This is a genomic window from Psychrobacillus syltrankelensis, assembly GCF_055454035.1.
Genome location: NZ_CM144227.1, coordinates 880744 through 905324 on the forward strand (window position 1 = coordinate 880744; position 24581 = coordinate 905324).

23 protein-coding genes are annotated in these 24581 nt (G+C 34.0%); 13 read left to right on the plus strand and 10 right to left on the minus strand.

The window, feature by feature from the left end; all coding sequences use genetic code 11:
* Window positions 1-120: 120 nt before the first annotated feature.
* From ACTSKG_RS04575 to ACTSKG_RS04600, 6 genes are all read left to right on the plus strand, one after another.
* Window positions 121-687 carry an SLOG family protein gene (locus ACTSKG_RS04575; RefSeq protein WP_464756968.1) on the plus strand — a complete coding sequence of 189 codons (567 nt, stop codon included), beginning with the start codon at window positions 121-123 and terminating at the stop codon, window positions 685-687.
* A complete protein-coding gene (locus tag ACTSKG_RS04580; RefSeq protein ID WP_464756969.1) occupies window positions 684-1265 on the plus strand; it encodes a branched-chain amino acid aminotransferase in 582 nt (193 codons plus the stop codon). The genes ACTSKG_RS04575 and ACTSKG_RS04580 overlap by 4 nt, the downstream gene beginning before the upstream one ends.
* 185 nt (window positions 1266-1450) lie before the next feature.
* Entirely contained in the window at window positions 1451-2098 is a 648-nt protein-coding gene (locus ACTSKG_RS04585) for a spore coat protein (protein ID WP_464757972.1), read from the plus strand.
* Window positions 2099-2204: 106 nt separating this feature from the next.
* The gene (locus tag ACTSKG_RS04590) at window positions 2205-2864 is read left to right on the plus strand and encodes an HAD family hydrolase (RefSeq protein ID WP_464756970.1); all 660 of its coding nucleotides are present in this window, start codon (window positions 2205-2207) and stop codon (window positions 2862-2864) included.
* A gap of 715 nt (window positions 2865-3579) precedes the next feature.
* Window positions 3580-4206: a sporulation-specific diadenylate cyclase CdaS gene (cdaS, locus tag ACTSKG_RS04595; protein WP_464756971.1), complete on the plus strand. Its 627-nt coding sequence runs from the start codon at window positions 3580-3582 to the stop codon at window positions 4204-4206.
* A gap of 186 nt (window positions 4207-4392) precedes the next feature.
* Complete coding sequence (locus tag ACTSKG_RS04600) at window positions 4393-4518, plus strand: YjcZ family sporulation protein (RefSeq protein ID WP_464756972.1); 126 nt, start codon at window positions 4393-4395, stop codon at window positions 4516-4518.
* A 222-nt stretch (window positions 4519-4740) separates the two neighbouring features.
* Here ACTSKG_RS04600 and hisF read toward each other — a convergent pair whose 3' ends face one another.
* The 3 genes from hisF to ACTSKG_RS04615 all read right to left on the minus strand — a co-directional run bounded on the left by hisF (window position 4741) and on the right by ACTSKG_RS04615 (window position 6915).
* Window positions 4741-5514, minus strand: coding sequence for an imidazole glycerol phosphate synthase subunit HisF (hisF, locus tag ACTSKG_RS04605; RefSeq protein WP_464756973.1), 774 nt, complete (start codon window positions 5512-5514; stop codon window positions 4741-4743).
* A 13-nt stretch (window positions 5515-5527) separates the two neighbouring features.
* The gene (hisH, locus tag ACTSKG_RS04610; RefSeq protein WP_464756974.1) at window positions 5528-6127 is read right to left on the minus strand and encodes an imidazole glycerol phosphate synthase subunit HisH; all 600 of its coding nucleotides are present in this window, start codon (window positions 6125-6127) and stop codon (window positions 5528-5530) included.
* A 239-nt stretch (window positions 6128-6366) separates the two neighbouring features.
* A complete protein-coding gene (locus ACTSKG_RS04615) occupies window positions 6367-6915 on the minus strand; it encodes an NADPH-dependent FMN reductase (RefSeq protein WP_464756975.1) in 549 nt (182 codons plus the stop codon).
* A gap of 397 nt (window positions 6916-7312) precedes the next feature.
* Here ACTSKG_RS04615 and ACTSKG_RS04620 point away from each other — a divergent pair, with 397 nt between their 5' ends.
* The 3 genes from ACTSKG_RS04620 to ACTSKG_RS04630 all read left to right on the plus strand — a co-directional run bounded on the left by ACTSKG_RS04620 (window position 7313) and on the right by ACTSKG_RS04630 (window position 11615).
* Window positions 7313-8488 carry an amidohydrolase gene (locus ACTSKG_RS04620; protein WP_464756976.1) on the plus strand — a complete coding sequence of 392 codons (1176 nt, stop codon included), beginning with the start codon at window positions 7313-7315 and terminating at the stop codon, window positions 8486-8488.
* A 220-nt stretch (window positions 8489-8708) separates the two neighbouring features.
* Window positions 8709-9971, plus strand: a complete 1263-nt coding sequence (gene ilvA / locus ACTSKG_RS04625; protein ID WP_464757973.1) for a threonine ammonia-lyase IlvA — start codon at window positions 8709-8711, stop codon at window positions 9969-9971.
* Between the two features lie 165 nt (window positions 9972-10136).
* Entirely contained in the window at window positions 10137-11615 is a 1479-nt protein-coding gene (locus tag ACTSKG_RS04630) for a catalase (RefSeq protein WP_464756977.1), read from the plus strand.
* A gap of 98 nt (window positions 11616-11713) precedes the next feature.
* On the opposite strand, the gene ACTSKG_RS04635 is transcribed toward ACTSKG_RS04630, so the two are convergent.
* The 5 genes from ACTSKG_RS04635 to rlmN all read right to left on the minus strand — a co-directional run bounded on the left by ACTSKG_RS04635 (window position 11714) and on the right by rlmN (window position 16717).
* Window positions 11714-12511, minus strand: coding sequence for an ABC transporter ATP-binding protein (locus ACTSKG_RS04635; RefSeq protein WP_464756978.1), 798 nt, complete (start codon window positions 12509-12511; stop codon window positions 11714-11716).
* A complete protein-coding gene (locus tag ACTSKG_RS04640; RefSeq protein WP_464756979.1) occupies window positions 12504-13538 on the minus strand; it encodes an ABC transporter permease in 1035 nt (344 codons plus the stop codon). Before ACTSKG_RS04640 ends, ACTSKG_RS04635 begins: the two co-directional genes overlap by 8 nt.
* Window positions 13539-13556: 18 nt before the next feature.
* On the minus strand, window positions 13557-14567 hold the full coding sequence (locus ACTSKG_RS04645) for an ABC transporter substrate-binding protein (protein ID WP_464756980.1): 1011 nt from the start codon (window positions 14565-14567) through the stop codon (window positions 13557-13559).
* Window positions 14568-15077: 510 nt separating this feature from the next.
* On the minus strand, window positions 15078-15458 hold the full coding sequence (locus ACTSKG_RS04650) for a hypothetical protein (RefSeq protein ID WP_464756981.1): 381 nt from the start codon (window positions 15456-15458) through the stop codon (window positions 15078-15080).
* A gap of 191 nt (window positions 15459-15649) precedes the next feature.
* The gene (gene rlmN, locus ACTSKG_RS04655) at window positions 15650-16717 is read right to left on the minus strand and encodes a dual-specificity RNA methyltransferase RlmN (protein WP_464756982.1); all 1068 of its coding nucleotides are present in this window, start codon (window positions 16715-16717) and stop codon (window positions 15650-15652) included.
* A gap of 459 nt (window positions 16718-17176) precedes the next feature.
* Here rlmN and ACTSKG_RS04660 point away from each other — a divergent pair, with 459 nt between their 5' ends.
* Window positions 17177-17545, plus strand: coding sequence for a hypothetical protein (locus tag ACTSKG_RS04660; protein ID WP_464756983.1), 369 nt, complete (start codon window positions 17177-17179; stop codon window positions 17543-17545).
* A 53-nt stretch (window positions 17546-17598) separates the two neighbouring features.
* On the opposite strand, the gene ACTSKG_RS04665 is transcribed toward ACTSKG_RS04660, so the two are convergent.
* Together ACTSKG_RS04665 and ACTSKG_RS04670 are read right to left on the minus strand one after the other, a co-directional pair.
* Window positions 17599-18414, minus strand: a complete 816-nt coding sequence (locus tag ACTSKG_RS04665; RefSeq protein ID WP_464756984.1) for a sulfurtransferase — start codon at window positions 18412-18414, stop codon at window positions 17599-17601.
* A 4-nt stretch (window positions 18415-18418) separates the two neighbouring features.
* Complete coding sequence (locus ACTSKG_RS04670; protein ID WP_464756985.1) at window positions 18419-22024, minus strand: dynamin family protein; 3606 nt, start codon at window positions 22022-22024, stop codon at window positions 18419-18421.
* Between the two features lie 1187 nt (window positions 22025-23211).
* Here ACTSKG_RS04670 and ACTSKG_RS04675 point away from each other — a divergent pair.
* The 3 genes from ACTSKG_RS04675 to ACTSKG_RS04685 all read left to right on the plus strand — a co-directional run bounded on the left by ACTSKG_RS04675 (window position 23212) and on the right by ACTSKG_RS04685 (window position 24581).
* Window positions 23212-23664, plus strand: coding sequence for a chemotaxis protein CheX (locus ACTSKG_RS04675; RefSeq protein ID WP_464756986.1), 453 nt, complete (start codon window positions 23212-23214; stop codon window positions 23662-23664).
* A 182-nt stretch (window positions 23665-23846) separates the two neighbouring features.
* Window positions 23847-23969: a cytochrome c oxidase subunit 2A gene (locus ACTSKG_RS04680; protein WP_464756987.1), complete on the plus strand. Its 123-nt coding sequence runs from the start codon at window positions 23847-23849 to the stop codon at window positions 23967-23969.
* Window positions 23970-24104: 135 nt separating this feature from the next.
* On the plus strand, window positions 24105-24581 hold the full coding sequence (locus ACTSKG_RS04685; protein ID WP_464757974.1) for a cupredoxin domain-containing protein: 477 nt from the start codon (window positions 24105-24107) through the stop codon (window positions 24579-24581).

Genomic DNA, 24581 nt, shown 5'->3' on the forward strand with positions numbered 1-24581 from the left:
GCACTCGGTTTTTATTATTATCTTCTTCGTATTTTTAAGTACTAAAAAGTGATGAATATTTATATAGCGTTGAAAAAATGTTATGATAAACTGAGTTGTTAAACAAAGTAGGTATATCAAATGGTAAAACGATTAGTAGTAACAGGCTATAAAGCACATGAGTTGGGTATATTTAATGATTCTCACCCCGGTATCCCAATTATTAAAAAAGCTATTAAAAATCAATTAGTTGCATTAACCAATGAAGATTTGGAATGGGTTATATTAAGCGGACAACAAGGCGTCGAATCGTGGACTGCTGAGCTTGTTTTGGAAATGAAAGAAGAATTTCCACACTTAAAATACGCTATTATTACCCCCTTTTTAGAACAAGAAAAAAATTGGAATGAACTTAAACAAGAAAAATACCGAGCCTTATTATTTCAAGCTGATTTTCAAACAAGCCTTACGAAAAAACCATATGAGGCTCCTTGGCAATTCATTGAAAAAAACAAATTTTTATTAAGAAATTCGGATGGAATTCTTATTGTATATGATGAAGAAAATGAAGGTTCACCTAAACACATAAAAAAACTTGCTGAAAAATATGCTGAAAAAGAAAATTACTCTATTTTCTTAATAGATGCATATGATCTTCAACTAATGGCAGAAGAAATTGCAGAAGAAGAGAGGAATAATTTTATATGATATCAAAAAAATTATTGAAAAAAATCGAAGAAACAAATAGTGAAGTGGAATTATTTATTGAAGAAAAGGAATTTGCCGAAAGAAATAATTTACTTCAAGAAGATCAAACTGTAGTTATTATAGAAAAAAATAATCAGTTTTCAGATGGGATTATTGAAAGATACAATAAAGAAACGGACGAACTTATTTCCAAGGAATCTTCAGGATTTTTAGATTCTCCGCTATCATACTTTAAAGAAAATCAAAATGAATATTTATTTATGGAATCAGAAAGCTTTGATATCATAGGTGTAGATGCTATTGCATTAGAATTCGATGAAGTATTTCATGTGCACACTGCAATGTTTGGGTTAGCAGTTCAAAAGAAGTTTGGGCAAACTTTACGCGATTATCTAAACGAACATTTCAATTCTGAAAAAATGAACTATAGCTTAATGTTTTCAGGAGAGGATGGTTTATGGGAAGTTAACCTCCCACTAAATTATCTAGATCAGTTTAAAGAGAACTTTACTTTAAAAGAGACTATGCACTTTTTGTTCACATTTTTATTTTCAATGGTCGAAGCTACTGAAAAATAAATATATTTCCAAACAGTCATGAATATTAAAACATTCATGACTGTTTTGTTTGTTTCGGTGCCAGGCACTTGTAATATATTTGTAATATGTTATGAATGTTAGAAAAAGTGATGCATATGTCAGATGACTTTGGCCAAACTAATGAAGATGTTTCATCACATTTTCTACAAGGAGGAAAAATTGGAATGACTCAAAACCCATTTGGACAAAATCAAAATCAAGGTCAAACTCATCAAAATATGCAAACAGGTAATATTTCCCAACAAATGAATCACGGTGGACATGAAGTGTTTGATGTTCACGAACTTTTATCTAGTGCAATAGCTGGGCTAAATTTAATGACGATACTTCGCCCCCATGTCAAAGACCAAGAATTACTGAGTATTCTAGATCGCCAATATACATTTGGAGTGGATGAATACAATATTATAGTTGAATCTTTCAAGACAGGAAAAGACCCTTCTCACCCTACTTCTAGCTATAAAATGCAAACTGGTAACGATTTTGTTTATGGGATGAAACCATCACAACCTAAAAAGCCAATGCAAAATGCTAACGAAATTTCTGATGAAATGATCTCGGGGTATTTACTTGGTGCAGCCAAAACTTCTGCTACAACCAAAACAACTGCTGCTTTAGAAACTACGAATCCAGTTCTTCGAAGAGTAATTGCAGATTCGATACCAAACTGTATTGAAATGGCTTATGAGCTTTCAATTTATCAAAACAAACACCACTATTATCAAGTTCCACAACTAGATCAACAAAACATGCAGGAATTGCTTAATGCTTATGCACCTGTCCAAGGTCAAACAATGAATAAAATGCAGTAATCTCTTTTCGTCCCTATTTCTTTAGGGGCGATTTTTTAATTGTTTCTTTTACAAATTAACATATAATAGAATAAAGTAATTATTATGTAAAGAAAAGGTGAAAAACATGCGTGTTGCAATTTTCGATTTTGATGGCACACTATATGCTGAAGAAACATTTAAGCTTCTCATGAATCATTTAAAGGAGCATTCGGTTTACCAATCGAGATACAAAAAATTTTACAGATCCATAGTCCCTCCTTATATTGCAAATAAACTAAAGCTTTTTTCTACCGCGAAAATGAAAGAGCTTTCGATGCAATTGTATTTGGAAGTTTTTGAAGGTTTATCTGAACTGGAAATGGATGCTTTTTTTGAAGAACTAACGGAAAAAATGCAAAAAGATTTTAATAAAGAAGTTGTTTCCAGGCTTAAAAAACATCAAAAAGAAAACATACATATATTACTTGTTTCAGGTGCCTATACACAATTTTTACATCAAGTAACATCAGGAATTTCTTTTGATCAAATTATTGGTACAGATATATTATATAAAGAAAACCGAGTGAATACAGAAACTCGAATTAAACATGTCAATGGTATTCAAAAAACTAAAAAGATATTATCTGCATTAGAAGGCTACCCTATTGACTGGGAAAATAGTTATGCATACGGTGATAGCTATTCTGATTTCCCTGTACTTGAACTAGTAGGAAACCCAGTTGCGGTAAGACCGGAGATTAAACTTCGAAGCGTCGCAAAAGAGCGTGGTTGGGAGATTATTTAATATGTAAGAGAGGGGGATTTCCTATTAAATGGACTCCCCTATTTTAATAACACTACAGTTAATATTTCTAAAATAAGATGTATTATTATTATTATTTTAGACTGTTTCATTACCTTGTATAGTTTTCTATTTTTTGTGTAAGAAATTGGTACCTGTGCATATCTAGAAACGAAAAAACGTACAACGGATTCTCGATAAATTAATTTAATATTTCCGATGACGTTAATACATTCAGGGACTCCTAATAAATTATTCAACTTGATGCCATTCATAAATAAATCTGAATCCACTACCAAACACATCAATCAGATTAGTATGAGGTAAGATTAAAACTGTCTATCCTCAGATAATTACTTCCATGTGAGATTTAACGAACTTAATAAAAGATTGTAATGTTTTCCTAGTTATTGCATCTAGTCCTTTAACATATTATCTTCTTCAGATGTTCTTCCCGAGGAACTAACTCTGTTTCAATAAATTCGGTTTTAACATAAATATTTTTTGTACCAATAATTTATTAATTTGTTTTAAATAATTTGTTTGTCTTTTCCCCACATGTATATTTCCGAAAAGCATCTCTCCTTTTATTCTAATATCTTTAGTCCAAAACCATGGATTCTTAACGAACTTTTTCTTTCCCATTCAAAAGGAATTAATGATTGGTATTAGGTTAAACTAAACCATAATTCAATCTATTGGAAAGAGGAATATTTATATGGAAAAAAATAATTGCGATTTTTCACCACTAAAAGAAAAATTAAAAAAAAGGCTCGAGAATATCTCGATAGAAGTTAATATAGGCTTAAAAACTTTAGATAATGATAACTTTTGTCTTTTAGGAAAACTTGCTACTATCAAAGAACAATTTGAAAAAGCAGAAGCAATGGCAGCATCATTTTATTTAAACTGTTATTTGTCTCCATTTACTGATAAGTATCTAGATATCTCTACTTGCATTCAACATCTATCTAATCAAAGACATGGTGCGTTAATTGTGATTGAAAGAGAGGACCATCTGGATTCTTTCATTCGCCCTGGCACAGTAATAGGTGCAAAGTTAACACATTCATTATTAGAATCAATCTTTTATCCTGGTAACCCACTTCATGATGGGGCTGTTTTAGTTCGTAATAGCCAAATATTTTCCGCAGCAAATGTACTCCCTTTATCGAATGTAATTGTCGGTGAAAAAAAACTTGGTACACGGCACCGTGCTGCTATAGGTTTATCAGAAAAAAGTGACGCTCTAGTTCTTGTTGTTTCCGAAGAAACAGGAAGAGTTTCTTTTGCTATGAATGGGGAGCTACATCCTATAATTACTACTAGCTCATTATTAGTTTAACTAAATAAATCTGTTTGGAGATCAAGAATCATATATATTCAAAACTACAAACAATTCTATAAAATTTATAAACAATTCCACAATCTATAACACATTAGTCCAATTCCATTCTGATTTATCACATAACATATCTCTAAGGGTGTAATCTTTTAACCCTTAATCTCAATATGGTGGGTGGTGAAATTTATGAGTTATGCAAATGGTGGTAACTATGGCGGTGGTTATAGTGGAATGAACTCAAACTTCGCTTTAATTGTAGTATTATTTATTCTTCTAATCATCGTAGGGGCAACTTTTATGGGAAACTACTAATCTCACTTCCCACTTAATTCCCAAAGTACCCGTATAAGAACAAAGGGGTAGATTTAAAAATCTACCCTTTGTTATGTACATAATTAGATTATTATAAATTACCTTTAGATTAATATACGAATTTATATTTCCGTATCGAATGGAAGAATACCTTCAGAAGTTTACAAAGTAGTACCATATTAAATAAGAATCGCAACACTCAACGACTCTTTTTATCTATCATTAGAGACGAACATCAATGTTTTTTTCTTGAAGAAATGTTTTAATTTCCGAAATTGTATAGTCCCCGTAGTGGATCATCGAAGCAACAAGTGCTGCATCCGCATTTCCTTCAGTAAATACATCTTCTATATGCTCCAACCTTCCTGCTCCACCAGAAGCGATTATTGGGACATTTACTTTTTCTGAAAGTAATTTTATTAGATCTATATCGTAACCATTTTTCATACCGTCTTTATGAATGCTTGTACAAATGATTTCGCCAGCTCCAAGTTCTGTTGCCTGTTGCGCCCATTCAATAACATCCATTCCTGTATTTTCATGACCTGAATGCGTGTATACTTCCCAACGAATAATTTCCTGATATTCATTATAAATGGGCATAGCGTCTAATCCTAAAACGACACATTGCTTTCCATAAATTTCTGCAGCTTCTTTAAGTAACTCTGGCCGCTGAACTGCAGCAGAATTTACACCTACTTTGTCAGCCCCTGCTCGAAGCAGGTTTTTAAAATCATTTACGGTTCGCACTCCACCTATAACGGAAAAAGGAATGTAAACTTGCTCTGCTACTTTGCGAATCCATTCAATTTTAAGATCTTGGTTTTTCAACGAAGCTGTTGTGTCTAGATAAATTAATTCGTCAGCACCATCTTTAGTGTACTTTTTTCCTAACTCAGCAGGAGCTCCAATAATAGTAGGATTTCTGAATTGTACATATTTTACGGCTTTGTCATTCAATACATCAATTGCTGGAACTATTCTTTTTCTAAGCATATATGTTAACCCCTTATTTACAATAATTGTCTAATAGTTGAATGCCATATTTCCCGCTTTTTTCTGGATGAAATTGAACTCCCATGACTTGTTCATTGCCTATAGCACTAGCAAAATCTATGCCATAGTTTGTTAATCCAAGAAGATCTTTTGCTTCCAAAGGCCTCGCGAAATAAGAATGAACAAAATAGAAATCAGTGTTATCAGGAATATTGTTGAACAAAACATTATTTTGAACATCTTTTACTTGATTCCAACCCATATGTGGAATTTTTTCAGCTTCCCCTTTAAACTCCGGAACCGTTCCTTTTAGAAACCCTAAACAGTCCACATTGCCCTCTTCACTGGATTCTAGAAGTAGTTGCATTCCTAAACAAATTCCTAGTAAAGGAGTTCCTTTCGCAACCTCATTTCTTAAATAATCACTTAAACCAGTTTCATTCAAAACATCCATAGCGACTTTTGCATTCCCAACTCCAGGAAGTATTAGCTTGGAAATGGAATCATCATGATCCATAAATTTTGTTATGAGTTTGGTTTCATAACCTAATCCGGCTATTGCTTTCAACACACTATGTAAATTACCTGCTCCATAATCTATAATGCCAATCATGCTCTTGCCCCCGCTTTTAGTATGCTATTATTATGCCATCTAAAAACAAAAAATAAAACAAAAACTTTAGCACACTAGCAGAGTAAAACAAAAATAATATCATTATTACAATTGTGTTGCAGGTGCCTGGCACCAAAACAAACATAATAATTATGATATTCATGAAAAATAAAACAAACATGAAAATCGTGAATTTCACGTTTTTCATGTTTGTTTGTTTGTTTGTTTTAATACATCAATTATTTTACTTTGTTATAAAATTCAACAAAATTGTTTACAACTTGATCAAGGAAAGCAATTGTTCCTTCGTCCGTTAATTCGTTTTGCTCATTCATTTTAGTATGAATTGCGCCAATGTATACTTCATTATTTGGAAGTAATTTTGGTTGTAATGTTGGATTTGTAATGATTTCTCTTAAATGCATTTGTGCACGCACACTTCCTAGTACACCCATTGAAGAACCAACAATAAAAGTTGGTTTGTCTTTCATGTCATGTCCACTACGAGACATCCAGTCTATTGCATTTTTTAATGCACCTGGAATTGAGAAATTGTACTCTGGTACTGCAAATAAGATTGCTTCTGTATTGCGAACCTTTAATTTAAAATCCATTGCACCTTTAGGTGGATTTTCTTCAATATCTGCACTAAACATTTCTACATCATTAATAGACACGATTTCAATATCTAATTTATCAGCATAACGTTCCTTCATATATTTTACTAGCTTTAGGTTATAGGACTCTTTTCTATTACTTCCAATAATTGCTGCTACTTTAATTGCCATCAGTAAGTCTCCTCTTTCTATTTCTAATCTATTTAATTTCTTGCCAAGAAAAATTCTTAGCGAATTATGACGTTTTTTAGTATACCACGTGAGTATAAATTTATGCTTGTCCTATGCTCATGCACTTCCGTGAATTATTTGAATTTACTTTCAAAAAAGTGTATTCATTATCTCCAGAACATATTGACAAACTTCAACACGAATATATAATTTAAATTAAACGTTTCCATCAAATGGAAAAGAAATTTAATGGCGACTTAGCGTTATTCGGTATTCCGTTTACAAAGTGGCTAAAATGGGTTTTCCCATTCGAGGTATTAAAGTCTCTTTATTATCTTTTTTAATGTTTGCTCAATACACAAAATATGGACAATTTTAATCATTGGAGGTAATAATATTGGCAATTAAACAAGAATCAATTAAAGAAGAAATTATTAGTTGGAGAAGACATATTCATGAAAATCCAGAACTAGGTTTTGAGGAAGTTGAAACATCTAATTTTATTTTTGAATTATTACAAGCATTTCCTAATTTAGAAGTATCAAGACCTACAAAAACAAGTGTTTTAGCAGTATTAAAAGGTAAAAAAGTTACCGAGAGACCTCTTACTATTGCATTTCGCGCTGATATAGATGCACTTCCAATTGTAGAAGAAACAAATGTTTCATTCAAATCAAAAAATGTAGGTGTAATGCATGCTTGTGGTCATGATACGCACACTGCTATGTTACTAGGTGCTGCAAAAGAGCTTTCCACGAGAATAGAGGAAATTAGCGGTGAAATTCGATTTATCTTTCAGCATGCAGAAGAAGTTAGTCCTGGCGGAGCTCTTGGATTAGTAGAACAAGGAGTAGTAGATGGAATAGATCATATTTTCGCATTACATGTAGATCCATATTTAAAATCAGGAACAATTGGAATGAAGGATGATGTATGGTGTGCTGCTATCGATGACTTTGAAATAACTATTATCGGTAAAGGCGGACATGCTGCAATGCCTGAAAAAGCAATAGATCCAATTGTAATTGGTGCAGAAGTTGTAACTAACCTTCAACAAATAGTAGCTAGAAAAATTTCTGCGTTACAAGTACCAGTTTTATCTATTGTTGTCTTCCAAAGCGGAAATGTTTTAAATGTAATTCCTGAAACTGCATATATTGGAGGTACATTGCGTTCACTTGACCATTTAAGTCGAGATGAGGCAAAAAAATATGTCAATCAGATTGTCAAAGGAATTACAGAGGCACACGGAGCATCTTATAAAATTAATTGGATGGAAGGATATGATCCAGTTATAAATGATAGAGAAACGGTAGCAATTTCTAGAAATGCAGCAATAGAAGTGTTTGGAAAAGAAAATGTTATTCATCAAGATAAACCAATGTTTGGTGGAGAAGACTTCTCTGCTTATTTACAAAAAGCGCCTGGATCTATGCAATTTATCGGCATTTATAACGAAAAGCTTGGTAATGACTTCCCTCTTCATCATCCTAAATTTATGGTAGACGAAGATGCTTTACAATTCGGCACAGACTATTTTGTTAAAATAGCTGAAAACACATGTATGAAATAAATATAACTAACAGGAGGTTACCAATAATCATCGGTAACCTCTCTTTTATTATTACAGGAGTGTTACTGGTGCCAGGCACCAGTAACACTCCTGTAATAATAAAATCATAATTTATAATTTGTTACATTATTTCGAATTCTCCAAACTATTGTGGTAATTCACCACTGTGGTGTGTTAAAATTTAAAAATATTTAATATATTGGAGGTTTGCAATATCATGATGCAAGTAGCAGATGTGAAATCGATTCAAGTAGAAAACGTGCTAATTGCACATCATTTTCTAAAAGATGTTGTGGTCCACACACCATTACAAAAAAACGAATATTTATCTGAAAAATACAATTGCACCGTTTATATTAAAAGAGAAGATTTACAGCATGTTCGCTCTTTTAAATTACGTGGAGCATATTACAAAATTAAGTCAATTGAGAATGAAGCTCGAGAGCAAGGTGTGGTGTGTGCAAGTGCTGGGAATCATGCACAAGGTGTTGCATATGCTTGTGCACATTTAAGAATAACAGCCAAAATTTTCATGCCCCTCACTACCCCTAAACAAAAAATTGACCAAGTGAGAATGTTTGGTCGTGAATTTGTTGAGATAATACTTTCAGGAGATACCTTTGATGATTCCGCACTAAGCGCGATTGCTTACGCGGAAGAAGAAGATCGAATTTTCATCCACCCTTTCGATGACTCGGATATCATTGCAGGTCAAGGAACAGTTGCTGTTGAAATTATGAATGACATTGAAGAACCTATAGATTTTGTATTCGGTAGTATTGGTGGCGGTGGTTTAATTTCCGGGGTTTCTACCTATATAAAAAATCTCTCTCCACAAACAAAAATTATTGGTGTAGAACCAGCTGGTGCTGGTAGTATGAAAGCCGCTTTAGAAAATAATGGCCCTATTGTTCTTGAAACAATCGATAAATTTGTAGATGGAGCAGCAGTTAAATGTGTAGGAAGTCTCACTTATGAAATTTGTCAAAAATATGTGGATGACATTGTGCTCGTTCCAGAGGGGAAAGTTTGTTCAACTATTTTAGACTTATACAATAAACATGCAATTATTGCTGAACCTGCTGGAGCACTTCCTATTTCAGCTTTAGACTATTATCAGCAACAAATAAAAGAAAAGACTGTAGTTTGCGTAATTAGTGGTGGGAACAATGATATTGGTAGAATGCAAGAGATTAAAGAAAAATCATTAATACATGAAGGACTTCTATATTATTTCATTGTTAGCTTCCCTCAGAGAGCTGGAGCCTTACGAGAGTTCCTTGATAAAGTACTCGGACCAAACGATGATATTACAACTTTTGAATATACTAAAAAAAATAATAAAGAAAGTGGACCTGCACTAGTTGGAATTGAATTGAAAAATAGTAATGATTATATCAGCTTAATTTCTCGAATGATTGAGAATGGATTTTCTTATAAAGAAGTGAACAAAGATAGTACTCTTTTCGACTTATTAATTTAATATAACTTAAACAACACTTGTGATATCAATACTCACAAGTGTTTTTATTACGAAACATAGTGTATTTTGTCGAAAACTTTTATATTTCGTTCCTAGTAATATACTTATTACTTTGATATAATCATTCTTGTATTATAAATATTCTAATCTAGGGGGAAATAGTCAATGACAGAGAGTCAAGAAAACAACAAATTGACAACCGCAGCTGGAGCACCAGTAGTAGACAATCAAAACTCTATGTCTGCGGGACCACGTGGACCATTATTACTTCAAGACGTTTGGTTATTAGAAAAACTGGCGCACTTTGATAGAGAAGTTATTCCAGAACGTCGTATGCACGCGAAAGGTTCGGCAGCATATGGAAAATTTACTGTTACTAATGATATTACTCAATATTCAAAAGCAAGTATTTTCTCCGAAATTGGAAAAGAAACTGAAATGTTTGTGCGTTTCTCCACAGTAGCTGGTGAGCGTGGAGCTGCTGATGCAGAACGTGATATTCGTGGATTTTCAATGCGGTTTTACACTGACCAAGGAAACTGGGATTTAGTCGGAAATAATACACCTGTATTCTTCTTCCGTGACCCTCTTAACTTTCCCGATTTAAACCATGCAGTAAAACGTGATCCACGTACAAATATGCGTAGTGCTAATAACAATTGGGATTTTTGGACATCATTACCTGAAGCGCTTCATCAAGTGACCATTGTAATGAGTGATCGTGGTATACCTGAAACATATCGTCATATGCATGGTTTTGGTAGCCATACATTCAGTATGATAAATGCGAATAACGAACGAGTTTGGGTAAAATTCCATATGCGCTCTCAGCAACCAATTAAAAACTTAACGGATCATGAAGCAGAGGCTCTTGTAGGGAAAGACCGTGAAAGTCATCAACGTGATCTTTTTGAAAGTATCGAAAAAGGTGATTTCCCAAAATGGAAAATGTATATTCAAGTGATGACAGAAGAACAAGCAAATAATATGCCGTATAATCCATTTGATTTAACAAAAGTTTGGTACAAAAAAGATTTCCCTTTAATTGAAGTTGGAGAATGGGAACTAAATCGCAATCCTGAAAACTATTTTGCAGAAGTCGAACAAGCTGCTTTCACACCAGCTAATGTAGTACCAGGTATTAGCTTCTCTCCTGATAGAATGTTACAAGGACGATTATTCTCATATGGTGATGCACAGCGTTATCGTCTTGGTGTTAACCATCACCAAATTCCAGTCAATCAACCAAAATGCCCTGTTCACTCATTCCATAGAGATGGCGCAATGCGGACAGATGGTAACTTAGGTGGAACACTTCACTACGAACCAAACAGTTACGGACAATGGAAGGCACAACCTGAATTTAAAGAACCAGCTCTTGCGATAAACGGTGCAGCTTCTATTTGGGACTTCCGAGAGGACGACGATAATTACTATGAACAACCTGGTAAACTGTTCAATTTGATGAGTTCAGAACAACAGCAAGTATTGTTTGAAAACACCTCTCGTAATATGAATGGTGTAGAAGAGTATATTAAAGTTCGTCACATTATTCATTGCTACAAAGCTGATCCTGCATATGGAAAAGGACTTGCCGATGCAATGGAAATTCCTTGGGGGAATATCGAAGCAGCGATGTCTTAACATAAACTAAATCGAGTGTGATAGCCCTATTTATTTTAATCAAAAAAAGAACTGTCCTTAAGTCGAATAAGACTTTAAGAAACAGTTCTTTCGCTTTTTCATACAGATAAAAGCGTACGGTCACTTGTTAACTTTTCACCACGGATTCGTTGAAACTCTTCCATTAGTTTTGCAATTGTTAGGCCTTTCTTCTCTACTTCATCAACTTCTAAAATAATTTGACCTTTATCCATCATGATCAATCGATTGCCTAGGTCTAGAGCTTGTTGCATATTATGCGTAACCATAAGGGTAGTAAGTTGGTCCTTTTCAACAAGTTGCTTCGTTAAATTAGTGATTAATTCTGCTCGAGAAGGATCAAGCGCTGCCGTATGCTCATCTAATAATAATATTGACGGTTTTGTAAAAGTCGCCATTAAAAGAGAAAGTGCTTGCCTCTCTCCACCGGATAACATACCTACTTTTGCATTTAAACGAGTTTCTAAATTCAAGTGCAACATTTCTAGTGATTGTTTGAAAAACTCTCTTCTATTTTTATCCACGCCGATTTTTAATCCACGCTTTTTATTTCTCGAAAAGGCAAGTGCAAGATTTTCTTCTATTGTCATAGAAGGTGCAGTTCCTGCCATTGGATCTTGAAATACTCGACCGATAAACTGAGACCTTTTATATTCTGGTAATTTAGATACCTCTTTACCGTCTATTACTATCTCTCCAAAGTCAGGTGTGAGTGCTCCAGAAATCATATTCATCATGGTGGATTTACCTGCACCATTACTTCCAATTACAGTGACAAAATCTCCAGCTTTTAATTCTAAATTAATTTGATCTAATGCAATTTTCTCATCTGCAGTTGCTTCATTAAATATTTTATTTATCGATTGTAGTTTAAGCAAGATCGTTCCCCTCCTGTTTTAGGACTTGAACTTCGGAAATAGTACGCTGCATATGGCGTCTTGCTTTTCTTCTTTTTTCTCGTCGTTTATCAATGTATTGCGGCAATATTAGAGCAGCAATAACAATTATTGCTGTTATTAATTTCATATCCCCTGTATCTAATAAATCTACACGAAGGGCAAGTGCTAATACAATACGGTAAATAATCGCGCCAGATATAACAGCTAACGTAGTACGAACAATCGTCTTCGTTCCAAAAATTGCTTCTCCGATAATTACGGATGCTAATCCAATTACTATCATTCCGATGCCCATTCCTATATCTGCGAACTTTGCGTATTGTGCAATTAATGCCCCAGAGAGCGCGACGAGTGCATTTGAAATTCCTAATCCTATGATGACTAAATTGTCAGTATTCGCTGAAAAGCTTCGGATCATTTTTTTATTGTCACCAGTTGCTCGAATGGCAAGACCAACTTCGGTTTTCAAAAACCAATCTACTATTAATTTGATGATTAATACTATAATAGCAACTAAAACAATTGTCCCCCATGTACCGGGAACGTACTGAACCCCAATACTTTTTAGTAAACTATTTATTGATTCATCGATTCCTAACTTACCCCACCACCCATAAAATAAGCTAAACATAGTTTCTGAATTTAAAAGGGGAATATTTGGACGACCAATCGAATTTTCTGAAGTTAGACCCATTATTCGAAGATTGATAGAATATAAAGCAATCATCATTAAAATTCCTGATAATAAAGGATTTATTTTCCCTTTAGTATGTAATAAACCTGTTAAGCATCCTGCAATAAACCCAGCTACAATAGCAGTTAAAGTTGCTAGAACAGGGTGATATCCTAATACAATCATCGTGGCAGCTGTTCCAGCCCCTGTAACGAAACTCCCATCTACCGTTAAGTCTGGAAAATCAAGCACTCGGAATGTTATATATACTCCGAGTGCCATAATTGCATAAATGATTCCTTGCTCAACAGATCCAAATATAGCTGTAAACATAAAGAATCAATCTCCTATCTATTTCACAAATTCCGAATTCCACTCGTCTTTAACTTTTAGACCAAGGATATCAGCCGTTTCTTTATTTAATACAAATCTTAAGTTTTGAGGATATTGTACTGGTAAATCAGCTGGTGTACTCTCGCCTTTTAAAATTTTCACAGCCATTTGCCCTGCTTCATAACCGATATCAAAATATTCAAATCCATATGCGCCTAATCCACCTCTTTTAACAGAGTCAAACTCACCAACCATCATCGGTATCTTGTGATCGTTCGCAACAGAAATAACGGACTCAAGAGCAGATACCACTGTATTGTCTGTAATAATATACAATGAATCTATTTTGCCTATCAGTGATTCAGTTGCTTGTTTCACCTCAGCTGAAGTAGAAACAGAAGCTTCCACTACATTTAAACCTACAGCACTCATTTGTTCTTTCACTGCATCTACTTGTGCACGTGAATTTTGTTCTCCAGCATTAAATACCATGCCAACATTTTTTGCGCCTAGTTCATCTTTTAAAAATTTTATAGTACTTGGAATTGCTTCTGGTTGTGTATCTACAGTACCAGTTACATTACCACCTGGTTTTTCCATCGATTGAACAAGCTCAGCACTTACTGCATCCGTAACGGATGTAAAAACAATTGGAATATCTTTCGTTACACTCGCTACAGCTTGAGCACTTGGAGTAGAGTTAGCGAAAATTAAATCAACACCTGAGCTCACTAAATTATTTGCAATCGTTGTATTTGAACTATTATCATTTTGAGCATTTTCTACTTTATAGTCAGCATCAATCCCTGCATCTTCCAAAGCTTTTTTAAATCCATCAAATGCAGCATTTAATGATGGATGCTCTACAATTTGTGTAACACCAATTTTAAATTTTTTAGTATTATTGCTTGAACTTGCTCCTTCACTTGATTTAGGAGACGAACTTGAATTTTCATTTCCTCCACAAGCAGCCAATAACAGTACTGCCCCTATTAGCATAAACGCTAATCTTTTCACACTTTTTCTCATCTTTATCAAAACCCCCTAGTAAAATCATTTACTCTAACGATTCAACTCGCTAAAGTGTCAATTTAAAGATATGTTACACTGCATTCGAAAGATAGTCAATACCATTATATTTCAGGTGCCAGGCACCAAAACAAACGTGAATGTTTGAACTTTCACGTTTGTTCGAACAATTACAACAGATAGAAAAGTTCTAATACTACTTATGTGCTCTGTGTTTTCATTAATTACAGTTTATTTGGAGCTAAATAACAGCTACACTTTTTTTGAAAAATTTTTGTTTTTTCGGTAAGCTTTTGAAAGTTTGTTTTACGTCGTTGTCTTAAAACTTGTATATGTATAATGCATAAGGTTGGATAATTAATCCTTAATCCCCCTTATAAAAGGAATTAGATAATAGCTTTGCACTTCTATATAGATAAAAGCTAATTATTTCCCTTAAGTTTCATCAACTCAAAAATATTTTACGCATTATTAAAGCCGCATAAACCATATTGGTTATGCGGCTCTAATTTATTTGGTCCAAATGATTTTACTCTGTTTGGATTTCCCTAGTAAGACAATTTTTTCTATACTCGAGAAATTTCCATTAATAACGATATTATCCTCGGATATTGATTTCCCCAATCCATTTACTAATGTTCCCCTAATTTTTATAGACACTGTTTTATCTTCCTTAGTATAGTCATAACCAGTAATCATTTGTCCGCTATTTGGATTAAAAGCTTTAATAACAATAGAATTATCAGAAACATTCACATTATCTATACTAAGCCAATCTATATCCTGGGTCATTCCACGAAAAAAATATACATAAACCCCTACTACAACTACCAATGTAAAAACACCGATTATTCCCAATACAATTTGAGATCCCGACTTCTCTTTACTCATTAATAACCTCCTTTTTGTACTTATTACTTACATTTTACTTTTAACAACGTAATAATTAAATGAATTATTTCCCTTTATTATTTGTGCTCTAAATATCATAGAGTTTTTCAATAACCTTCAAATCCATATATTAGTACAAAAGAAAAAGCACCGCTAAAAGCGATGCCAAATATATTATTTAATTTCTTTTCTTATACAGTAGTTTTTTCTTTTTTAATTTGTTTGCTTCGAAGTTGACCACATGCGGCATCAATGTCTGTACCTTGTTCCATACGAACACCACAGTTAATACCTCTATTTTTTAACGTTTGGAAGAATGCGCTGATTGATTCTTCGGAACTACGTTGATATTGGCCATGTTCATCTACCGGGTTATAAGGAATCAAGTTTACATAGGATAAATGACGTTTATTTTCAAGAAGTTTAGCTAGTTGTTGTGCTTCTTCCACATGGTCATTTACATCTCTAAGTAGGATGTATTCAAATGTAATTCGTCGGTTAGTTTTTTCTAAATAATAGTCAACCGCAGCCATTACTTTTTCGATTGGGAACGCTTTGTTGATCACCATAATACGTGTACGAAGCTCATCATTTGGTGCATGTAATGATACTGCAAGATTTACTTGAATGTTTTCATTGGCAAAGTCCATTATTTTCTTCGCAAGCCCACTAGTAGAAACCGTGATATGTCTTGCTCCAATTGCAAGTCCTTTTTGATCGTTTACGACACGTAAGAAACTCATTAAATTGGTGTAGTTGTCGAATGGTTCGCCAATGCCCATAACTACTATGTGGCTAACACGTTCATTCTTGTTCAAATTATCTAAATGCTCTTGTACTTTCATAATTTGACCAACGATTTCCCCGGAATCTAGATCACGATTTTTCTTAAGTAATCCACTTGCACAAAAACTGCAGCCGATATTACATCCAACTTGAGTTGTTACACAAACGGATAGACCATAATTAAATCGCATTAACACAGTTTCAATTAGATTGCCATCTTGCATTTCAAATAAGAATTTTATCGTTCCATCCGCAGATTCTTGCTTTACAGACTGTTTCAATGTTTGGATGACAAAATTATCCTCTAAAATTTGAAGACAGTCTTTGTTCACATTATTCATCTCTTCAAAGCTCTGTACTCTTTTAATGTATAACCAATCCCAGACTTGTTCCGCTCGGAATTTTTTCTGCCCTCGTTCTAATAACCACTCTATTAACTGGTCCTTTGTTAGACCATATATCGATTTTTTCATGTAAATTCCTCATTTCATTCGTATACAATTTGCCCATTATACTATAAATGTTTACATACGACAATTAATTATACCTAAAATGTATATAAAAAGATATTATTTTGTTTTTCTAAAAAAGTATAATAATTTCTTACTCAGTTACTGTCCAACTACAGACTCAATATTCTCCTACGGTTATATCCCAGAGAAAAATTTTATTTCTCTCAGATACATCCAACAATGGCACTACCACAGACGAAAACATCGAGAAATGTAAAAACGGGATACTCATAAATGTTTTCTGCCACTTTTCGGTCAATGGAGTGTTCTATTGTAGCTTTCTCAACACTTTGATTTCCCTAACGAATAGTGGTTAGGAATGATGGATTAATTTTAGTAGGCATTGAATAATATACTAATACACTTACTATTACTTTGAAAAAAGATTAAGATGCAAAACGTGAATTGGAGTTGTTCAATATGAATAAGAAGAACAAAAAAATTATTTCTCAAAAAAAAAGGCAGGCATACTTAAAATTGGCAATGCTAATAATTGGAATTTTAGCATTTTTGCCTTCCAGCTTCTTAGAAACAAATTTCTTGGATTATGAGGATAATAATAGCAGAGATATTGCAATGAACGTCATGAAAATGACTACCGATAAGTTTAATAATTCTTTAGATCAGCTTTTAATTGTTTCATATGAAATTGAATCCATTGATGAAGAAAATGGAGAACTTATTTCATCAGTAGTTATCGCCTACACAGTTTTTGGTCTCCCTTATGCCGAAATAATAGCCAACAAAGATGGGGCATATGTTAATAAAAAATTTCTCTTCAATCAATAAGAAAAGGAACTCAAATGACTTCCTTTTCTCTGATTTACATATAAATTACATTCTTACAAAGAGGTTTCCACCTCTTGTTCTCTTATCCAATCACTGTAACTACCAACATATAATTTAACGTTATCATATCCAGCTTCCTTTAAGCTTGCATACAATGGAGCAGCTGTAACACCACTTCCACAATAAGCAATAACAGGCTTTGATAAACCGGTTAAACCAATCAATTTTTCTTTTAATGCTTCTTGTTTCAAAAACATTCCTTCCTGCTTTAACTGTTCCCAATCAAAATTAAGAGCAGTTGGAATATGTCCTGCCACAGCATCTATTGGCTCATTTTCCCCTCGATATCTAATAGAAGAACGAGCATCAATTAATTGAGCTTCTATTTCACCCGCAACAATTTTCTTAACCGTTTCTATATCAACGTATTGTTCATCTTTCCAATTCAACTTTACATTCGTAGGGGAATAATTTGGTCTCACCTCTGAAACTGGAAGAACCTTTTTTGCTTCCTCATATCCTTCACGAAGGACATGAATATTGGTAAAGCCTGCCCAATCTAATAAAAAATATGCTCTTAATGCAAATGGAGATCCACCTTGATCGTAAATGACAATCGAATCATCTATTAATAGACCCGCTTGCTCTACAAGGTTTGTCATCTTATCTTTTGAAATCATTGGATGACGACCAAATATACTTTGCATATCGGATAAATCCTTTTCCAAGTCCCAATAGATAGCCCCTTCTAAATGCCCCGCTTCATACATAAGTCTTCCAGTATCCCCATTTCCAAGTTCAAAACGAGTATCAATATAACGGACTTTTTTTGCATCTAAATCTTTTAAATCGATAAAAACTTTGCTCATCCTCTTATCTCCCTTCTTTTGTAATACTTGCATAGATTTCTTTCCATTTTTCAAGTGTTGCTTCTTGTTCCAATAATTTACGCTCAGAATCAATCTGTATAATAGATTCATTAAGCCATTTCAAACGAACTGATTCTGTTTCCGCATCGACATATTGCTCTACCCATTGTGTAAGTCTTTCCTGCTCTTTATTCAAGTAGCTTTGTGCTTCTACTTTTGTTTGTTCGGACAAAGCATCCCGCAACTTTTCTTTTTCATTTTTTTCGAAAAAGGATTTCGTATTTTTAAAATAAGATTTGACGTTTTCGTATTTTGTTATTTCATTAAAAGGACCTACATATTGTAATAAATTCCGATTTTCACTCTCATGTGGCGTAAATGTAAAGCTAGCATTCCAATCTTTTAATACCCGTATTTCTTCTTTTTCCAACTGTTTTATTTGTTTTTGAATAAATTGCAATACCCGAAAATTGGTCACTCGCATTTCTTGTTCTAAATCAAATCGAAGCATGCCAAGTATATCTTTTAATGCTATTTCTAACGCTACATGAGCAGATGTATTGGTAAATAAAGAAGGATTATATGCCTCTTTAAAAAATTCATTAAAACGGTAGTACACACGTTGCAAAACGTAATATAACAACGTTTCAAGCTCTTGCTTTGCTTCCTTCATAACAACAGAAGACAATGAGTTAGAGTAACGCTTACGTACATTTTGCTCTTGTTCTCGCAATTCATTTAGCCTTGTATCTTTTCTAGCAAGGTTCGTTTCCGTTTGTTCTATTAATGTATGCAATTTTGTCTGCTGACGAATAGCTTCCTCTTCTAATGAGGTCACAGCTATTTGCTTTAGGTCCTTTTCCAAAAATCGATGGAATGCTTCTTCAAATTCCACCATGCCCTCATGTAGTCCAACATGGTCCAGCTTTTCTTTTAAAGCTTGTAAACTAGAGACTCCGTATACCCTCGGAAATCGAATACCAAATCGTTGAAGTTCCCCCTGTACATATTGTTTCACCAGACTAGCTTCTTCTTCGGTATCTGCAAGGTCGATAGCATTTACAACGAAAAACATTTTATCAAGTTCAAAGGCATCTTTTACACGGCCAAGTTGTATTAGAAACTCTCGGTCTGCTTTCGCGAATGCATGATTGAAATACGTCACAAACAATACAGCATCAGCATTTCGAATATAGTCAAAAGCAACACCAGTATGTCGAGCATTAATAGAATCTGCCCCTGGTGTATCCACTAAAGTAACGCCAAGTCTCGTCAGTTCACAATCATAATAAAAATCAATAAAGTCGACAAAACAACTTCGAGATTCTTCTGCAACAAACATCCCAAACTCTTCACCAGAAACTCGAAGGACTTTTCCTAGCTGATTTTGGAAAGTTGGATACCCCTTATGAAACGCTGTAATAAAAGATTTATGCACTTCCGCTGTTACAGTTTCGTTCAATACCATGCTCGCTTGATCAAAAGCCTCTTCTAAGGACATAACGGTAATCCCTAGTTGGCTATAGGCAAATGATACATCTTCTAATAATTGATCCTTCGATTTGAAAGTAACATCTGCAGTATTATGCGGATGTTTTTCGGAAATAGGATGAATTTTGTTAATAGCAGCAGTTGTTGGGTTAGGTGAAACTGGTAAAACATTTGCACCCATTAATGCATTTGAAAAACTAGATTTACCTGCGCTAAATGCCCCGAATAGAGCAATCGTAAATTGTTGCTTTTCTACTCGCTTTGCCTTTCGTTTAATCACATTGGCTGCTTCTTTGAAAGCTTGAAGTTCTTCTAATGCTTCCGCAATTTTATTTGCTCGTTTTAATACAGCCGCAGGTGAAAGTAGTATATCTTCTTCAGGCTTTTCCATAGAGGATGGTGTTTTCTCTATACTTTTTTCCTTAACCTCTATAGATGGATCGTATTCTGTAATGGAGTTTCGGAAATTTTGTCTTTCTTCTTCCCATTCAACAATTAATTGATCTCTTTCTTTTCTTAGAGCTAAATCCGGCGTTTTTATCGCTAGTTCGAATGAATGAAGTTTTATGTCTATCTCTTCTACCGTTTGAATTGCCAACATCTTTTCATTTAAAATTTGTGTTTTTTGAGCAATCTTTTCTGTTTCTTCTATCGGATGTTCATGCATAAAACGCATTGTTTGATCTTTCCAGCTGTCTGTTTCTCGAATAAAAAAACGTGTAACCGCATCTTGAACACGATTTGCATAATGTAGAATTGCATCACCAGTTGTACTAGCTCCATCATGTAACGGCTCACTAACTAACGAGGAAGAGATTCCAAATACTCTCTCATCTATTTCATTCGTCCGTTCAGTTGTTAAAAGTGAAACATCCTTCAACATGCCTTTCATCAATTGTTTCAGATGAACTGTTATATTCGTTAATATTACCTTTTCAAGTAATTGTCTTGCTTCTTCAAGCCTCCTTAGTCTTTCTTCTTCTGTTTTCTTTTTGCTTCCTAAAAATCCTACTTTAAAGGAACCCTGCATGCTTTCAGCGAATAATTTAAGGGAGTCTCGCATTTCATATGGCATTATAGAGGCATTTTCTAATATATCTTTCCGTTTTTCTTCAAAAGTTTTTTTCCAAAGACTTAGATCTTGAAGCTCTACTTGCTTTTGAGATATTTTTAATTGTTCTTTTATCTCTTCTTTATTAGTCCATTCATCTTCTGTTAACTGATCTTCAAATGTTTCTAAACAAATTTCTTTTTCATCTTTTAGAAACTGCATATGTTCATCCTTTAACTTCTCAAGAGTGGCTTTTGCAGAAGTAAGAAAATAATGCTCCTTATTCTGAATCGAATGTTGGACAATTTGTTGCACTTTTGAAAAATCATTATGTAAAAAGTTTTTATCTTTTAAGGAAGTATAGAAAATATCTTTTGGTTCGACCGCCCAAGCTTTAAATGCACTCGCAACTGACTGTTTAAATGCATCAAACGATAATTCTTCTTCTCGGTGTTTATCAACTTGGTTCACTATTAGATACACATTTTCGTTGTAATGAAGTAACTGCTTTGTAAATTGAAAATTTAGCTCAGACTGTACATGATTATAATCCATCACATAAAAAACAATATCGGCAAGATGAAGTGCTGACTCCGTAGATATTCGATGGGCATCATCTGTTGAATCCACTCCTGGAGTATCCATAACTGTTATCCCTTCAGGCAAACGAGACCCTGAATAACCAATTTCGATTTGAGAAACTTTACTTCCGTCTTTTGAGTATTTTTTTACCAATTGAATATCATAATCACCCGAAAATTTTACTGGTGCTCTGTCAATAAAATGAACAAGCGCATAATTTTCAACACTCTTTTGTACAGTCACAATATTTGCGGAAGTAGGAATCGGACTTGTCGGAAGTAAGTGTTCATCTACTAATGCATTAATCATACTAGATTTACCAGCTGAGAAATGCCCTGCAAATGCAATTGTAAACGTGCCTTTTTCGAGTTTATCAGCAAATAGTTTTGCTTTTGCATATCGTTCTTCATCTTTATCATGTTGGAACAACGTAGCAAGTAACGCATTTTGCTCTTTTATATAATGTAGCTCATCCATATTAATCATTTAAAAGTAAATCTCCTTTATAATTCGACAATGTATGTATATCATAGCAAAAATCTAATGAACACAAAAGCGTTCATTAGATTTTTGCGACGAGCTTGCCAATAAGTATATATGTATAAGAAAAACGCAACTGGTCTTTACTATTTCCTAAGTGCTTTGGATGAAACAAAGCTACATTATTAACTAATATTTTTATGGAGGATCTGGAAGTGACTATGTCACTTCCAGATCCTCCTTTTTCGGTAATCTTGTGGCTTATGTTTGTCCGTCGCCCTTGAAATATGTAGAGACAAGGTGCATTAGGTTTGGATAATGAGAGAATAAATCCTTTCCAATACGTTTAAAAGCGGACGAAGATACAATTTCTTCCGCTCAGCGCTTCTTAATCAATGGATGCTGCCTATTTTTCTCCAATTACACAGGATTACTGATATTATTAAGTTTACATGGCTCCACTAAAAAGTTAAAAACTGTCATAGAGCGACTAAATATAGATGAAAGCTACAGATTCTACATTGAAAGCAACAAACGCCTTGAAGAAAGCAACCAATTTTATTGTGAGAGCAACCATTTCTCTATGTAAAGAGTTAACTTTATGTGAGATGGCACAAATTAGCATTAAAAATTCTGTGAAACTAAAAACACAACACAATGAACACGATATTTCATATACTTAATCTTAATCTTAATCTTTATGAAAAGCGCAAGCGCCCTTTAGGTGCAGATTGCCTTCACCATTACCAGAGTACTTTGGATGAAACATTGGTAACACTATTACAGCGGAGTTTTGGATCGTGAAGTGGCTACGTCACTTCACGATCCATTTTCTCGGGAATCTTGTAGCAAATGTTTGTCCGTCGTCATCTTGTTGAGAGCAATGGTAGTTTTATTCATAAAAAAATGACTCCATTTGTCTTTCTAAAGAAGAACAAACGAAGTCATCAATATTAATACTGTTATTTTGCATGCGGCGTTGTTGAGCGTAAAACATAAGCTGTAACCCCACTATATAATAAGATTGTTGATGCAATTAATAAAAGAATCATACAAATCGCCCCTTCAATTGAACTTGAAATTCATTCTCATTTAAATAATAGCACAGTATTTCGACATTTTCTACATAAAGTATTCATTTGGGATTACTTTTATGATAAAATTAAGCCATCTTTACTAGATGGAGGGAAAGAATGAGTGAGTCAAAACACATACAAACTATACTAAATGGAACAATACAATCATTAAAATCTGTTATCCCTCTTACGATGGAAATAAAATCCCCTTCTTTAATGGTACAACCATTTGAGCAAAAAGAGATGGCTGTTCTTATAGGGATAATTGGGGATGTTAAAGGACGAATAATTATAGATTCAACTGCCAATTGCTTCTCATCTATTGGTGCTACTATGTTTGGCATGCCACTAGAAGGTGAAATGCTAGAATCGTTTACAGGTGAGTTAGGAAATATGATTGCAGGTAATTTATGTACTTCCGTTGCGGGAAATGATGTTGAAATCGACATTACCCCTCCTACGGTAATAGTTGGAACTACCAAATTATTTGGCTTTCAGCATGCTTTTAAGCTACCTGTCGAAATATCTGACATTGGTGATTTAATGATTATCTTAACTATTGATGAATAATTATTTTCACGGACTTTCTACTTAGAGAAAGTCTTTTTTTAATTGAAAATTATTTTAGGCTTCTCCTTTCTTCACATTTAGTTCACATTATCCCCTTCAATTGTGACATTTATCACATCATCTCACTCTATTTCTATTTAATATTAATTACACAGGAACTCTTTCCCAGGAGGTGTTAGTATATGTCGAAAAAGCACGAAAAAGAGCCGGATTTAAAAGGTACATTGTATTCTGTAGGAGTTTTAGGTGCATTCATTTTAGTTACTTGGTTCTTGGCATTTAACTTGTTTATTGATCGATTTTAACTCCAATCAATGGAAGTTACCTACTTCTATGAGTTACGAGTTTAAAATTGATAACACTTTAGAGGTGATTCTATCCGCTTCTGAAAATATTTAAGGGTTTAGAGAAGTTCAAGATTAAATCGGAGGTTTAAAATGATGCATATTCATAAGTATGAAAAATGGTGGTTAATATTTGGTGTTAGCTCACTTGTATTATTTTTAGTTGTGGTTGGTTTTAGTGCATTTCATTATGGTTCTCACCCGCCAAGTGCAAAAGTATATGTTGATCCTGTAAGAGTAGACGAAATTGGCCCATTCAATAACCCTGGTGTCCATAAAGTAGAAGGAAAGGACTGGGATTATGAGGTAGTTTTTGTTGCTTCGGCATTTTACTATAATCCTCCAGAGATTGATATTCCTTTAGGCTCAAAAGTTAAGTTTATTGCAACTACAAAAGATGTAGTGCATGGCTTTGAGGTAGCCGGAACAAATATTAACATGACGCTTGAGCCAGGCTATGTATCTGAATATGTAACAACAGTCAATAAAGCTGGTGAATACTTAATATTATGTAACGAATATTGTGGACTTGGGCATGCGTCCATGACTTCCATGTTAAAGGTGGTAGAGTAA

Excerpts from the sequence above, each read along its gene's own strand:
- ACTSKG_RS04575 (WP_464756968.1), top strand. The coding sequence starts at position 121 with ATGGTAAAACGATTAGTAGTAACAGGCTATAAAGCACATGAGTTGGGT.
- ACTSKG_RS04580 (WP_464756969.1), top strand. The coding sequence starts at position 684 with ATGATATCAAAAAAATTATTGAAAAAAATCGAAGAAACAAATAGTGAA.
- ACTSKG_RS04585 (WP_464757972.1), top strand. The coding sequence starts at position 1,451 with ATGACTCAAAACCCATTTGGACAAAATCAAAATCAAGGTCAAACTCAT.
- ACTSKG_RS04590 (WP_464756970.1), top strand. The coding sequence starts at position 2,205 with ATGCGTGTTGCAATTTTCGATTTTGATGGCACACTATATGCTGAAGAA.
- cdaS (WP_464756971.1), top strand. The coding sequence starts at position 3,580 with ATGGAAAAAAATAATTGCGATTTTTCACCACTAAAAGAAAAATTAAAA.
- ACTSKG_RS04600 (WP_464756972.1), top strand. The coding sequence starts at position 4,393 with ATGAGTTATGCAAATGGTGGTAACTATGGCGGTGGTTATAGTGGAATG.
- hisF (WP_464756973.1), bottom strand. The coding sequence starts at position 5,514 with ATGCTTAGAAAAAGAATAGTTCCAGCAATTGATGTATTGAATGACAAA.
- hisH (WP_464756974.1), bottom strand. The coding sequence starts at position 6,127 with ATGATTGGCATTATAGATTATGGAGCAGGTAATTTACATAGTGTGTTG.
- ACTSKG_RS04615 (WP_464756975.1), bottom strand. The coding sequence starts at position 6,915 with ATGGCAATTAAAGTAGCAGCAATTATTGGAAGTAATAGAAAAGAGTCC.
- ilvA (WP_464757973.1), top strand. The coding sequence starts at position 8,709 with ATGCAAGTAGCAGATGTGAAATCGATTCAAGTAGAAAACGTGCTAATT.
- ACTSKG_RS04630 (WP_464756977.1), top strand. The coding sequence starts at position 10,137 with ATGACAGAGAGTCAAGAAAACAACAAATTGACAACCGCAGCTGGAGCA.
- ACTSKG_RS04640 (WP_464756979.1), bottom strand. The coding sequence starts at position 13,538 with ATGTTTACAGCTATATTTGGATCTGTTGAGCAAGGAATCATTTATGCA.
- ACTSKG_RS04645 (WP_464756980.1), bottom strand. The coding sequence starts at position 14,567 with ATGAGAAAAAGTGTGAAAAGATTAGCGTTTATGCTAATAGGGGCAGTA.
- ACTSKG_RS04650 (WP_464756981.1), bottom strand. The coding sequence starts at position 15,458 with ATGAGTAAAGAGAAGTCGGGATCTCAAATTGTATTGGGAATAATCGGT.
- rlmN (WP_464756982.1), bottom strand. The coding sequence starts at position 16,717 with ATGAAAAAATCGATATATGGTCTAACAAAGGACCAGTTAATAGAGTGG.
- ACTSKG_RS04660 (WP_464756983.1), top strand. The coding sequence starts at position 17,177 with ATGAATAAGAAGAACAAAAAAATTATTTCTCAAAAAAAAAGGCAGGCA.
- ACTSKG_RS04665 (WP_464756984.1), bottom strand. The coding sequence starts at position 18,414 with ATGAGCAAAGTTTTTATCGATTTAAAAGATTTAGATGCAAAAAAAGTC.
- ACTSKG_RS04670 (WP_464756985.1), bottom strand. The coding sequence starts at position 22,024 with ATGATTAATATGGATGAGCTACATTATATAAAAGAGCAAAATGCGTTA.
- ACTSKG_RS04675 (WP_464756986.1), top strand. The coding sequence starts at position 23,212 with ATGAGTGAGTCAAAACACATACAAACTATACTAAATGGAACAATACAA.
- ACTSKG_RS04680 (WP_464756987.1), top strand. The coding sequence starts at position 23,847 with ATGTCGAAAAAGCACGAAAAAGAGCCGGATTTAAAAGGTACATTGTAT.
- ACTSKG_RS04685 (WP_464757974.1), top strand. The coding sequence starts at position 24,105 with ATGCATATTCATAAGTATGAAAAATGGTGGTTAATATTTGGTGTTAGC.